General features: G+C 58.7%; 11 protein-coding genes. 7 read left to right on the top strand and 4 right to left on the bottom strand.

The features are described from left to right. Positions 1 to 42: 42 nt before the first annotated feature. A complete protein-coding gene (locus tag ERD78_RS07850; RefSeq protein ID WP_129969098.1) occupies positions 43 to 1,179 on the top strand; it encodes a glycerate kinase in 1,137 nt (378 codons plus the stop codon). A 57-nt stretch (positions 1,180 to 1,236) separates the two neighbouring features. Here ERD78_RS07850 and ERD78_RS07845 read toward each other — a convergent pair whose 3' ends face one another. After that, positions 1,237 to 2,163, bottom strand: a complete 927-nt coding sequence (locus tag ERD78_RS07845; protein WP_129968719.1) for a LysR family transcriptional regulator — start codon at positions 2,161 to 2,163, stop codon at positions 1,237 to 1,239. Between the two features lie 129 nt (positions 2,164 to 2,292). On the opposite strand from ERD78_RS07845, the gene ERD78_RS07840 reads away from it, so the two are divergent. Next, positions 2,293 to 3,837, top strand: a complete 1,545-nt coding sequence (locus ERD78_RS07840; protein ID WP_129968718.1) for a CoA-acylating methylmalonate-semialdehyde dehydrogenase — start codon at positions 2,293 to 2,295, stop codon at positions 3,835 to 3,837. A gap of 48 nt (positions 3,838 to 3,885) precedes the next feature. Here the strand turns inward: ERD78_RS07840 and ERD78_RS07835 are convergent, their stop codons facing one another. Next, entirely contained in the window at positions 3,886 to 4,461 is a 576-nt protein-coding gene (locus ERD78_RS07835) for an amino acid synthesis family protein (RefSeq protein ID WP_129968717.1), read from the bottom strand. Between the two features lie 78 nt (positions 4,462 to 4,539). Continuing rightward, positions 4,540 to 5,460: an NAD(P)-dependent oxidoreductase gene (locus tag ERD78_RS07830; protein ID WP_129969097.1), complete on the bottom strand. Its 921-nt coding sequence runs from the start codon at positions 5,458 to 5,460 to the stop codon at positions 4,540 to 4,542. A 151-nt stretch (positions 5,461 to 5,611) separates the two neighbouring features. On the opposite strand from ERD78_RS07830, the gene ERD78_RS07825 reads away from it, so the two are divergent. After that, a complete protein-coding gene (locus ERD78_RS07825; RefSeq protein WP_371734578.1) occupies positions 5,612 to 6,496 on the top strand; it encodes a LysR substrate-binding domain-containing protein in 885 nt (294 codons plus the stop codon). A gap of 126 nt (positions 6,497 to 6,622) precedes the next feature. Beyond that, positions 6,623 to 7,603 (top strand): Bug family tripartite tricarboxylate transporter substrate binding protein, encoded by a 981-nt coding sequence (locus ERD78_RS07820; protein ID WP_129968716.1) that lies wholly within the window; start codon positions 6,623 to 6,625, stop codon positions 7,601 to 7,603. Positions 7,604 to 7,633: 30 nt separating this feature from the next. On the opposite strand, the gene ERD78_RS07815 is transcribed toward ERD78_RS07820, so the two are convergent. Continuing rightward, entirely contained in the window at positions 7,634 to 9,118 is a 1,485-nt protein-coding gene (locus ERD78_RS07815; RefSeq protein ID WP_129968715.1) for an MFS transporter, read from the bottom strand. 137 nt (positions 9,119 to 9,255) lie between these two features. Between ERD78_RS07815 and ERD78_RS07810 the strand changes: the two genes are divergently transcribed. The 3 genes from ERD78_RS07810 (at position 9,256) to fumC (ending at position 12,795) form a co-directional block, all read left to right on the top strand. After that, positions 9,256 to 10,128: a LysR family transcriptional regulator gene (locus tag ERD78_RS07810; RefSeq protein ID WP_129968714.1), complete on the top strand. Its 873-nt coding sequence runs from the start codon at positions 9,256 to 9,258 to the stop codon at positions 10,126 to 10,128. A 138-nt stretch (positions 10,129 to 10,266) separates the two neighbouring features. Further along, a complete protein-coding gene (locus ERD78_RS07805; RefSeq protein ID WP_129968713.1) occupies positions 10,267 to 11,340 on the top strand; it encodes a type I glyceraldehyde-3-phosphate dehydrogenase in 1,074 nt (357 codons plus the stop codon). Positions 11,341 to 11,397: 57 nt separating this feature from the next. Then, on the top strand, positions 11,398 to 12,795 hold the full coding sequence (gene fumC / locus ERD78_RS07800) for a class II fumarate hydratase (RefSeq protein ID WP_129968712.1): 1,398 nt from the start codon (positions 11,398 to 11,400) through the stop codon (positions 12,793 to 12,795). The last annotated feature ends 6 nt before the right edge of the window (positions 12,796 to 12,801 follow it).

Here is a 12,801-nt window from a genome sequence, read left to right as displayed (position 1 = left end):
CTGCTCCGGCCCGTAGCCGGCATTTTAGGACTGAACCACATGATCCGAGTATTGGTTGCTCCCGATTCCTTCAAGGAAAGCCTGAGTGCGCAAGGCGTTGCCGATGCCATTGCCGCAGGCGTGCGCGATGCGGCTCCGGATGCGCAGATTCGTTGCGTGCCCATGGCTGACGGAGGCGAAGGTTCATTGGGCGCTGTGCTGGCTGCGACTTCCGGGCAATTACGCCAGACGCAAGTGCAGGATGCAAATGGGCAGCCCTGCGACGCCGCCTGGGCCTGGTTGGGCGAGGGAAAAGCCTTCATTGAAATGGCGCAGGCGGCTGGGTTGGAACGCATTCCGGAAAACGAACGCAGGCCGCTGCTGGCCACGAGTCATGGTGTTGGCGAGTTGATCGGTGCCGCAGTGGCGGCGGGTGCACGGCACATCGTGATGGGTCTTGGTGGCAGTGCAACCAACGATGCCGGCGCGGGCCTGTTGCAGGCCTTGGGCGTCAAGCTGGTGGATGCTTCCGGCGTGCCTCTGCCTCCTGGCGGGGCCGCACTGTCCGATCTGGCGCACATTGATGCATCGGGCATTGATCCGTGCTTGCGAGAAGTCCAGTTTGAGATTGCCGTGGATGTGGACAATCCGCTATGTGGGCCACGTGGCGCTTCCGCGATATTTGGCCCGCAAAAAGGCGCCGATGACAAAGACATAGCGACACTGGATGCGGCTTTGTCGCATTTTGCCGATATCTGTGCGCAACAGTTCGGTGTGGACGAACGGGATGCGCCAGGCATGGGTGCAGCGGGGGGACTGGGATTTGGCGTAAAGGCCTGCTTCAATGCCCGTTTTCGGCCTGGTGTGGAATTGATCGCCGACCTGCTGGGCCTGGCGCAGGCGATGCGAGGTATGGATCTGGTTTTTACCGGGGAAGGGCGCATGGACGCACAGTCAGCAGGCGGCAAGACGCCTGTGGGCGTAGCGCGGCTGGCACGCCGGCAGGGCATCCCTGTGTTCGCCATAGCAGGCTCGCTGGGGCAGGGCTATGAGGCTGTATATGACGAAGGTATCAGTGCTGCATTCAGCCTGACACCGGGCCCGGTGACGCTGGCTCAGGCGTGCGACAAGGCGGCACATTACCTGCGTCAGCGCGCACGCGACTGCATGCTTGCCTGGATGGCCGGCAGGCGGAGCTGACGACATGCATGGACAGCAAGCTGGCCGGTCACCCACATGCCATGCTGTCCGGCAGGCCTATGCGGGCATGGTCAGTTGGCTGCGCAGATGCTCCACCAGCGCCTTGACCGGTCGCGGCACATAGGCGCTGTAGGGCCGGATAGCATAGATGGCATCGCCGAATGCGCCGGCAGGCCTCCACGCGGGCAGCACATGAATCAGCCGGCCTGATTCGATGTCCTCCTGAGCGGAAAAATCGGGCAGCAGTGCAATACCAGCACCGTCCAATGCGAGCCGACGCAGCGCCTCGCTATTGTTGGCACTGAAATTCCCTTTTACGGCGACGCTGTGCCGCGCCTGTGGGCGCCGGCCACGCGCGAAGCTCCACGCCGGCGCTGCATTGGTGCGCAGATAATAAAGACAATTATGGCGGGACAGGTCGTCGGGATGGCCAGGCGTGCCGTGCCGCGCCAGATAGCCAGGTGCAGCGCAAAGGTAGCTGACGCTGGGGCGCAGCAGCCAGGCCACATGTGTCTCGGGCACCGTGCTCGTGTGCCGTATGGCCAGATCGAAGCCCTCCTGGGCCAGTGAACTCAGATGATCCGACAGCTCGATTTCTATCCGGACACGAGGGTTCGCCCGCAGAAACGGCGCGATCAGGGGCAGTATTTTCTGCCTACCCAGCGCCACGGGCATGGTTACCCGCACAGTGCCGCGAGGCGCCTGGGCTAGATCCTTGACGCTATCGAAACCCTGTTCTATGACATCGAATGCGGCACGCGTGTTGGCGACCAGTGCCTGCCCGGCTTCCGTCAGATGCACACTGCGCGTGGTACGCGTCACTAGGGCTATGCCCGCGCGTTCCTCCAATTCAGTGATACGCAGGCTGACCGCCGCCTTGCTGACTCCAAGGCGCTTGGCTGCGGCAGTGTAGGAGCCGGTGCTTCGCAGAATGGACAGCCAATAAATATGCGACCAAGGATGTTCTTTCTTGTCTATAGGCATGCCTTCCTCTTTGGTGTGCCGGATAATTGTTGAAAATATTAAACAATATTTCCACAGAAAATGCATTGATACGCTGCCACTGCCTGCCTATACTTTCTGAAAAATTGCTATTTTCTTCGGGGAGTTGGAATGAAAGATCAGAATACCCAGGACAGTCTTGCACCGCAGCCAGCGTATCTTGATGACCATGACGTGGGCAACTATATCGGTGGACAGATGGTGCTCAGTGCAAGCGGACGCACGCAGCCTGTTTACAACCCGTCGCTCGGCAAGATCGCGCGCCGTCTGGTGCTGTCCACGGAAGAAGATGTACAGACTGCCGTCGCCTCCGCGCGTGCAGCCGCGCCAGTATGGGCGAATACGGCGCCATTGCGGCGCGCGCGGGTATTGCAGAGGTTTCTTCGGTTGATGGAGGAGCACACCGATGAATTGGCCGCCATCATCACGGCCGAGCACGGTAAGGTGTTTACTGATGCCAAAGGCGAGGTGGCGCGTGGTATCGATGTCATCGAGTTCGCCTGCGGCATCCCCCAATTGCTCAAAGGGGACTATACAGAGCAGATTGCCAATGGCATAGACAACTGGACCATGCGCCAGCCATTGGGTGTTGTGGCCGGAATCACTCCTTTCAATTTTCCTTGCATGGTACCTTGCTGGATGTTCCCCGTGGCGCTGGCGGCGGGCAATGCCTTTATTCTGAAGCCCAGTGAGCGAGACCCGAGCGCTTCGCTGCTGATGGCGCGGCTGTTGAAGGAAGCGGGGCTGCCAGACGGTGTATTCAACGTGGTGCAGGGCGACAAAACCGTGGTCGATGCGCTGCTGGCTCATCCTGATGTGGCTGCGATCAGCTTTGTGGGTTCCACGCCGATTGCTCACTATATTTACGAGCGCGGGGCACATTTCGGCAAACGAGTGCAGGCGCTTGGCGGAGCCAAGAATCACATGATCGTCATGCCGGATGCTGACATTGACCGCACGGTGGATGCATTGGTCGGCGCAGCCTACGGCTCGGCCGGCGAGCGCTGCATGGCCATCTCAGTGGCAGTCCTGGTCGGTTCGGCGGGAGAGAAGATACTGCCGGCGCTGGTGGAACGCACCAAGTCGCTCAAAATCAAGGATGGCATGCATCTGGATGCGGAAATGGGCCCGGTTGTTACGCGCGAGGCGCTGGAGCGCATCGAAAACTATATTCAGTTGGGTGTGGAGCAGGGAGCCGAATTGGTGGTCGATGGGCGCGGATACAAAGTCTCGGATCGTGAGGACGGCTTCTATATCGGTGGCACGCTGTTCGACAAGGTTACGCCAGAAATGCGCATATACAAGGAAGAAATCTTCGGGCCGGTGCTGGCTTGCGTGCATGTTGATGACTTGGGCCAGGCCGTGGATCTGATCAATGCGCACGAGTTCGGAAACGGCGTTTCATGCTTTACCAGCGATGGGCATACTGCGCGCGAGTTTGCGCGCCGCATCCAGGTGGGCATGGTAGGCGTAAACGTGCCCATTCCCGTGCCCATGGCATGGCATGGCTTCGGCGGATGGAAACGCAGTTTGTTCGGTGACATGCATGCTTATGGCGAAGAGGGTGTGCGCTTCTATACGAAGCAGAAATCCGTCATGCAGCGCTGGCCCGAGAACATCGACAAGGGCAACGAGTTCATTATGCCGACGATGTAGCGTACTTTCGCGTCCGGCGCCAGTCCGCGGGCGATCCGCCTGTCCCTGCTAGCGTTGTCCGTCGTGCACGGATACATCGTTCACGGCGAGACCGCCGAGGCGGGAGTGCAGGCGACCTCCCGTAGCCATGCCCAGAGCAAACAGAAGCTCGCCGGCGCGCGGTGCATCCACGGCGCCCACTTCGATGGAATTGAAATGACTGCGCACGTAGGAAGCATGGATGTAATGTAGAGGCATGATCAGGCGAAAGCCGGCCGCCGCTGTGACCTGGGAGGCGGGCACCATGGCCTTGGGGTTGCCCAGCACCTCTCGCATTGCCCAGCCTCCCGCCTCGTGCCACACGGCGCCATGTTCGGCTTCGCCGTCCAAACCCACGATAGCTGCCTTGCCGTAGGCTTCTATTTTGTCTTTTCCCAAAAGGTCGGCCAGTTGCGTTGCCAAATCAAGTCCTACCTTGCGCAATGCCTTCATGAACGGGATCAAATCGGGTTCATATCGGCTCGCATAAGGATTCTTCACTACGGCATAGGCTACGGCGCTCAATAATGGTGTTTCCGTGGCCGGGCCGCCATCACTGTAAAGGGATTCGACGGTAACTGCCTTTTTGCGTATCTGAATATCCATATTTCCATCCTTTCCTGAGTGTGAGCGCCCCGTATCCACTGACGTGGATTATGAATAGGCAAATGCTCCGTTCGGCGGCTAGAGATAAGCCCCCAACCGGGCTGCCATATAGCGGTAAATTTCGGTATTGTCCGCCTCTGGGGGGAGCTGTTCGCAGGCTTGTTGCCATAGGGACAGGCAGAGATCCAGTTGAGGCGGGTTGAATCCGGCATGCTCGCGGAGGCTGGCGGCAATGCCAAGATCCTTGGCCATAAGCCTAAGGCCAAAGCCCGCCTTGAAATCACCACCATGGAGCATATGCTGCTTGGCCTTTGTTTCAGTGGCAACGTTGCGCCCACTGGAAGCGTTCATGACGTCTATGAGTACAGATAGATCGAGATCCAGCGCCTTGCCAAGCAGCAGGGCTTCGCTCATGGCCAGCAGGCCGGCAGCGTACACATAGTTGTTCAGTGCCTTCATGCCGTGCGCCGAACCCACTGCGCCGGTAGGAATCAATTTCGAACCCATAGCCATGAAGATGGGACGCATCCGTTCAACAATATCGGTAGCACCGCCCACCATGATGGCCAGCGTGCCTTCCCGTGCTTTGGGAACGCTGCCAGAAACGGGCGCATCGAGCAGTTGCACGTTGCGCTCCGCCAGAATGTCGGCCAATGCACGGGTGTCCATCGGTGAGCTGCTGCTCATGTCTATGACTGTAGCGTTGGAAGCCAGTCTATCCACCAATGCGGGATTATCCGCGCTACCCAGCAAACTCTCCCGCACGGCGGCGCCATTGGGCAGCATTGTGATAATGACATCCAGATCGGCCAACGCAGCTTCATCCTGCGCAAGATAGGGGGCGGCGTCCGGCCAGTCTCGGCGCAACCCAGCCATATGGTCCGACGATTTGTCATAGCCAACCATTTCGGTATTTGTATCCAGCCTTTTTCCAAGCAAGTTGAGAAACATGGGAAAACCCATTTGCCCTAGGCCAATAAATCCAATACGCATGGAAATCCTTGATGCGGGTGATGTAGTGATATGCAGTGCTGCGACCAAGCCAGTCTACGACAATGTGATGCCAGCCAGCTATGACATCTTGATCAATGCTATAACTTTGCGTTATTGGCAATCGCCGCGCCATCCATGCGGCGGCTCGGAGCGAATGGTGAGATTCAAGCTAAGGCAAATGGAAGTGTTCAGAGCCGTCATGATTGCCGGGTCGGTCAGCGGTGCAGCGCGTCTGCTTTTTGTCTCGCAGCCCGCGGTCAGCAAGCTGCTGGCGCATACCGAGACATCACTTGGCCTGAAACTATTTCATCGGATCGGTGGAAAGCTTGTGCCCACTTCACAAGCACTTAGCCTCCTCGAAGAGGTTAACCATGTATATGATGCGGCGGCACGTGTAGATCAGTTCGTTGACAACCTTACACGCCATCCGTCTGGCCGTATCAACCTGTGCAGCAGTCCCAGCCTGGCCCTGAGTCTGTTGCCCCGTTTGATAAAGGATTTTCTGGCTAAACATCCTGGCACCAAGATTCATTTTCATACGGCACTGATCCAGGATATACCGCAGGAACTACTCAGCGGTAAATCGGATCTTGCTATAACCGTCTTGCCAATTGAGAATCCTAATCTGCAAACGGAGGCATTGATCCGTGGCCGCATGGTGTGTGCAATTCCTCAGGATCATTCTCTCGCCCGCAGAAGCCGTGTGTCTCTCAAGGACATTGCGCAGGAACGGCTGATTCTCTATTCGCGGACCATTCCGTTCGGACGGCTCATGTTGTCGGCATTCGAAAGACATGACTGCGACGTCGTGCCAGTTATCGACGTACCCAGAGCGGAGTTGGCTTGCTCTCTGGTCAGGCAGGGCATAGGTGTAGCCATCGTCGATCAATTTTCCGTGGCCGATAACGTGTGGCAGGGGATCGTGGTCCGTCCGCTGATAGAAGAAATTCCTATTTCCGTGAGCCTGGTACGTTCCCGGTTTGGTCGCTTGTCTCCCGAGGCGGAACGATTTCTTTCCGCCGTTCGCGCCATATTTGCCTGAGTCTGCAGGATATCCTCCTTCCTATTCATTACCCTAAGTTATACCGAGGTTCATTCCGGCATAGGACAGGCAAGCCTTAGGAGGCTAGGATGGGTACGAATCAAACTTCAGGCAGGGAGACAAGGAATGAATCAAACCAGAAGACAACTCTTACAAGCTGCGGTAGTCGGCGTACCCATGCTTGGCTTGGCAGGTTTTGCCCATGCGCAGACCAGCGCATATCCTGGCAAGCCATTGCGGCTATACGTGCCGTTTGGGCCTGGCAGTGGCTCGGATGTTTACGCGCGATATTTCGGTGAGAGACTGGCCGGACGACTGGGTCAGCCTGTGGTTGTCGAGAACAAGCCAGGTGCCGGTGGAGCAATTGCAGTCAAAGCGACGACGGAGCCGCCCCGGGATGGCTACACCATACTGCTTGGCAGTAATTCGCCGATGGCTGTGAATGTATCTGCCTACAAATCGCTATCCTATGATCCGGTAAAGGATCTTCAGCCAATATGCGGCTTGACGCGCTCCATGGCTATTCTGATCGTACCTGCAGAGTCACCACTTCAAACGTTGGATGATCTTGTAGATCGCGGCCGACAGTCGCCGCCGCTAAACATGGGCACATATTCTGCAGGCTATCAGCTTGCAGCGGCACCCTTCTTGCGACAAGCAGGTTTCAAGTGGCAGGACATCAACTACAAGGGGCTGTCGCAGACCACCACCGATGTCATTGGCGGGCAGATCGATATCGCCGTGGTTGATACTCCGACGACTGTGCAGATCGTGAAGTCGGGTAAGGTGAGGGCGCTAGCCGTTACGGGCGTGGACCGTCATCCCGACTTGCCTGATGTGCCGACCCTCCAAGAGAAAGGATATGACGGCGCTGTACATTACAGTTGGACATCATTATGGGTCAAAGCGGGTACGCCTGAGAGTGTGGTGAATATTTTGTCCGACAATCTGCTGCAAATCCTGAATGCGCCAGAGTCCAGGGAGTACGTGGAGTCCCACGCAGGCGAAATCATGGCATTGGGCCCCAGGGAAATGCGGGCTTTTCAGAAGTCGGAAATTGCACGCTTCGCTGAAGCGGTGGAGACATTGGGCTTCAAGCCTATTTAAGTGCAACACGGCGAATGCGTGCTTGAACGCTTACTTGATGGGTTTCTGTGCAACGGGCGTGCCCATGTATCGCCAAGCCAGCAGAAAGGCCAGAAGCAGTCCTGTTCCCAGTATGGCGGTAGCCGTCGGCAGTGCGGTGTGCCATGCTGGCAAAACATGGAGAGCCCCTCCCGCCAACGCCACGCCGATCAACACGCCGCTCTGACGATTGGCATTGAGCGTTGCGGCGGCAATATTGGCATGCTTCCGTCCCGCAGCCTGCATGATGGCTGCCGTCATTGCAGGCATAGCAAGGCCTATGCCTGCATAATACAGGCACATGAGCGCAGTCAGCGGGAACAGCGGCAGATCATCAGGCCATGCGACCAGGACGACGCCCGCGACTATCGACACGCCTGCACCCAATAGCATGCTGGCCCGCAAATCGTAACGGCTGCTGATGCGCGCGGAGGCAAGATTGGCCAACATGCCCGCCACCATCAGGGGCAAGAGCGACAGTCCTGTGTACCAGGCGCTGAGTCCCAGCGACTGCTGCAAGTACAGGCTGACCAGGAAAAACTGCCCGTAACCAGCCAGGCACAGCAGCAATCCAACGCCGTTGGCGGCGGAGAAATGGGCCTGGCGGCGCAGTGCGACAGGGATAATGGGCTTGGCTGCGAGGCGCTCATGCGCGACAAAAGCCAGCGCGCTCAATAAGGAAATGCCGGCTGCAATCAACACATCGCAGGAAAGCCACCCTTCGTGGACGCCATTGATGAGTGCATAGGCCAGACCGCTGAGTGCCCCAATAGCAGACAAGTGGCCTGCGATGCCGCTCTCATGACGGCCGGTCGGAGACCGGCGGATATACTGCAACGTCAGGACGATGCCCAGCAGGCTGAAAGGCACATTGACCCAGAAAATACTGCGCCAACCGAAGGCGGAAACCAGTGCTCCGCCAACGAATGGCCCCATTGCGGCGGCGGCCGACACAATGGCGGTCCATATACCGACGGCCTTTCTGCGCACTGCCTCGTCTTCGTACGCCTGGGTTAGCAGGCCCAGCGATGCGGGCATGAACAGGGCCGCGCCCACTCCCTGGAGCAACCTGGCACCGACCAGCATTCCGGGTTCAACGGATGCAGCGCAGAACAGCGAGCCCAGCATGAATATGAACAGCCCGGCAAGATACGCGGCGCGCGAGCCGTGGCGGTTGGCCATGCCGCCGCCAGCCAGAAGCAGGGCGGCGAAGGCCAGTGTGTAGCCGTCCACCACCCAAAGCAGTCCCCGCAAATCCATGTGCAGCGCAGATTGAATGTGGGATGCCGCAACGTTCACGATGGTTACGTCGAGCACTGCCATCGCAAACCCGATCGAGACGGCGACAAGAGGGCCCGCGTGCAAATTGGATGATGACCGTTCGCGCATCGCGGTGGTGGCGGGCTTGCCGGCACGCAGGCCGGCGGAGGTTTCGGGCATGGACGGCTGGGAGACTGCCTGCGGAAGAACTGCGGCATTGCAGCGGGTTGAGGCCATGGCATTTCCTGTTTGCTGACTTGGCGCCGGCGCCTGCCGGCTTGACGGAATGCCATGGTAGCGATTTTCAATGATTCAAAATATCCATATACTTGCGGCATCGTGATGCAAAAATGCATTTCGAGCGAGGAGCTTGCATGGATTGGGACAACACGCGGATATTCCTGGCTATCTACCGTTGCGGAACGCTGCGCGGCGCGGCGGCGCAGTTGCTGATAGACCAGGCGACAGTCGGCCGGCGGTTGGCCAGCCTCGAGCAATCGCTGCGGGCGCGCCTGTTCCTGCGCACACCAGCCGGCTATGTGCCAACGCCGGCTGGCGAGCTTGCCTTTCAGGCGGCCGAGCGCATGGAGGCAGCGGCTCTTCAGCTGCAGCGCCAGACGCAGGGGATAGACGAGCAGTTATCCGGCACTGTGCGGGTTGCGTGCACTGATACCACCGTGAAATATGCACTGATGCAGGCTGTGAAAAGCGTGCATGCAGAGCACCCGGACATCCGCATCGTGCTGACCGCTTCGACGCAACTGAGCAACCTAACCCGGCGCGATGCTGATCTCGCTGTGCGTCCGATAAGGCCGGATAATCCCGATCTCATTACCCGCCATATCGGGCGCCGCAAGGTCGGCATCTATGCCTCGCGGGACTATTTGGCCGCGCGCGGCGAGCCCGTGCGGGGCACGGCGCTGGCCGGTCATGATGCAGTGATTTACCAGCGAGGCGTTCTGCGCAGACCGCAAACGACCTTGTGCGGCGAGCCGCTAAGTAATGCGCGCATTGTGCTTGAGGCGAACACCGGGCTGGTATTGCTGGAAGCGCTGCAGGCCGGACTGGGGCTGGGCGAGGCGGTAACCGTCCTTGCAGATGCCGATCCATTGTTGGTTCGGCTCTGGCCGGAGCGTTCGGAGTTCTACGACATGTGGCTGGTCATGCACGGCGACCTGAACCGCACGGCGAGGGTACGCGCGGTGGCGGACGCAATCGTGGCGGTCTTCGGTGAGCTGCTGGACTGACCGCAGCGCAAAAAGCGCGCGGCCAAGCCTGGTGGTGCGAGACTGTACCAAGCGCATGGCTAGAGGTGGCAGACGGCGTGAACGCACCGTTAGGGTGTAAAGTATCGTTTATTGTTACAGCTATCGTCGAGATTAACGATGAACCGCCCAATCCGCCTGGCCATCAATGGCTATGGCCGCATAGGCCGCTGTGTGCTGCGCGCCTTGCTTGAATCTTCCTATCGGGATGCTTTTCGCGTCGTCGCCATCAACGAACCCGCCGCCGACATTCCCGCCATGGCGTACCTGACCCGCTTTGATTCCACGCACGGTGTATTTCCCGGCTCCGTCGAGGAGGGCGAAGGCGTACTGTATATCAACGGCCAGCCCATCGCCGTCAGTCATGCGCGCCTTCCGCAGGAGGCGGGGTGGGCAGCCCATGATATCGATATATTGCTCGAGTGCTCGGGCCGCTTCGGCACGCGCGGTCAGTTGCAGGCATTCCTGGATGCCGGCTGCCCGCGGGTTTTGGTATCCCATCCGGCAAACAGCGCGCTCGACGTCGACTACACCGTGGTGCCTGGCATCAACGACCAAGGCTTGACCGGGCGTGAGCGTCTGGTATCCAACGCCTCATGTACAACCAATGCCATTGTGCCTGTGCTGCATGAGCTTGGACAGGCCTTTGGTGTGGAGCATGCCTTTCTGACCACACTGCATTCGGTCATGAACGACCAGCCCATGATAGACGGCTATCACCACACAGATTTGAGGCGTACACGATCGGCGATGCAATCCATCGTACCCGTGTCCACCGGGCTTGCGCAGGGCGTCGAAAGGTTGTTGCCAGGCCTGACTGGTAAAGTTCAAGCCAAGGCCATACGGGTGCCTATCCTCAATGTGTCGGCGATCGACATGATGCTGACCTTGTCGCACAATGCATCGGCGGAGGATATCAATGCATTGATGCAATCCGCATCCCAGCGTCATCCGGCGCTTATTGCTTACTCCGACCGGCCGCACGCCTCTGTGGATTTCAATCACGACCCGCATTCGGCCATCATCGATGGCAGCCAGACGCGTAGCAACGGCCGTGGGATTGCCAATGTTTTCGTCTGGTTCGACAATGAATGGGGCTTTGCCAACCGAATGCTTGATGCCGCCTGTACGTGGTCGCAGCGCCTGCATCCGCGGGCGGATGTGCTCGCAGCGGACCTCAGCGTCGGCGCATGATGCGCATCCATCACTTTCATTCAACCAATGACCCGTCTCAACGCAGGAGAGCAACACATGGCGGATACCCGCAAAGAAACCGACTCCATGGGCGAAATAGCCGTTCCGGCAAACCATTACTGGGGAGCCCAGACGCAGCGATCAATACAGAATTTTCCGATAGGCGTCGCGCGTTTCAAGTGGTCTTCGCCGGTCATCTCAGCGCTGGGCATTCTGAAAAAGGCCGCTGCCCAGGCCAACGCTGACCTGGGCGAACTGCCGGGCGATATCGCCGATCTCATAGCGCGCGCCGCAGACGAAGTCATAGCGGGCAAGCGTGATGATGAGTTCCCCCTGGTTGTTTTCCAGACCGGCTCGGGCACACAGTCGAACATGAATGCCAACGAGGTCATCTCCAACCGCGCCATCGAGCTGGCGGGCGGCGAAATGGGCAGCAAAAAGCCCGTGCATCCCAATGACCATGTCAATCGCGGCCAGTCATCCAACGACACCTTTCCCACGGCCATGCATATTGCGGTTGCCCGGGAGCTGCAAGCCAAACTGTTTCCTTCTGTCGGCAAGCTGCGCGATACGTTGGCCAGCAAGTCGGAGCAGTATGCGAGTCTTGTCAAGACGGGCCGCACCCACTTGCAGGATGCCACGCCCATCACGCTCGGACAGGAAATCGGCGGCTGGGTGGCCCAGCTTGAGTTTGCCTTGGATGCCGTCCAGGCCAATTTGCCGGGTATCTATGACCTGGCCATTGGCGGCACCGCCGTGGGCACCGGATTGAACGCACACCCACAATTCGGAGAAGCCGCTGCGCGCCGCATCGGTGAAATTACAGGATTGCCGTTCCGTTCCGCCGAGAATAAATTCTTTGCCTTGTCGGCTCACGATGCCTTGGCCAGCCTGTCCGGCGCCCTGCGCACGCTGGCGGGCGCACTCATGAAAATGGCCAACGACGTCCGTTGGCTTGCTAGCGGTCCTCGTTGCGGCATAGGTGAACTGCTCATTCCCGAAAATGAACCCGGTTCATCCATCATGCCAGGCAAGGTCAACCCCACCCAATGCGAAGCCATGACCATGGTGTGCGTACAGGTATACGGCAATGACGCGGCAGTGGCTTTCGCCGCCTCCCAGGGAAACTTCCAGTTAAATGTCTACAAGCCTGTCATGGTGCACAATGTGTTGGAAAGCATCCAGTTGATCAGCGACGCATGCTTGGCGTTCAACGACCATTGCGCGGTTGGCATCGAACCGAACATCGAAATCATTGAAGGAAATCTGGAAAAGAATCTGATGCTGGTCACGGCACTGAACCGCCATATCGGCTATGACAAGGCCGCAGCCATCGCCAAGAAGGCCCACAAGGAGAAAACCACCCTGCGGGCAGCTGCGCTGGCGCTCGGCTACCTGAGCGACGAGCAGTATGAGGCATGGATCAAGCCCATCGACATGACGCATCCCAGTTGACCGTCT

The organism is Allopusillimonas soli (genome assembly GCF_004153445.1).
Lineage (GTDB): Bacteria > Pseudomonadota > Gammaproteobacteria > Burkholderiales > Burkholderiaceae_B > Allopusillimonas > Allopusillimonas soli.
The sequence above is the reverse complement of the archived record's forward strand: the minus strand, read 5'-3'. Positions and strand labels throughout refer to the sequence as shown.

Excerpts from the sequence above, each read along its gene's own strand:
- ERD78_RS07810 (WP_129968714.1), top strand. The coding sequence starts at position 9,256 with ATGGATTGGGACAACACGCGGATATTCCTGGCTATCTACCGTTGCGGA.
- ERD78_RS07805 (WP_129968713.1), top strand. The coding sequence starts at position 10,267 with ATGAACCGCCCAATCCGCCTGGCCATCAATGGCTATGGCCGCATAGGC.
- ERD78_RS07835 (WP_129968717.1), bottom strand. The coding sequence starts at position 4,461 with ATGGATATTCAGATACGCAAAAAGGCAGTTACCGTCGAATCCCTTTAC.
- ERD78_RS07840 (WP_129968718.1), top strand. The coding sequence starts at position 2,293 with ATGAAAGATCAGAATACCCAGGACAGTCTTGCACCGCAGCCAGCGTAT.
- ERD78_RS07815 (WP_129968715.1), bottom strand. The coding sequence starts at position 9,118 with ATGGCCTCAACCCGCTGCAATGCCGCAGTTCTTCCGCAGGCAGTCTCC.
- ERD78_RS07820 (WP_129968716.1), top strand. The coding sequence starts at position 6,623 with ATGAATCAAACCAGAAGACAACTCTTACAAGCTGCGGTAGTCGGCGTA.
- fumC (WP_129968712.1), top strand. The coding sequence starts at position 11,398 with ATGGCGGATACCCGCAAAGAAACCGACTCCATGGGCGAAATAGCCGTT.
- ERD78_RS07845 (WP_129968719.1), bottom strand. The coding sequence starts at position 2,163 with ATGCCTATAGACAAGAAAGAACATCCTTGGTCGCATATTTATTGGCTG.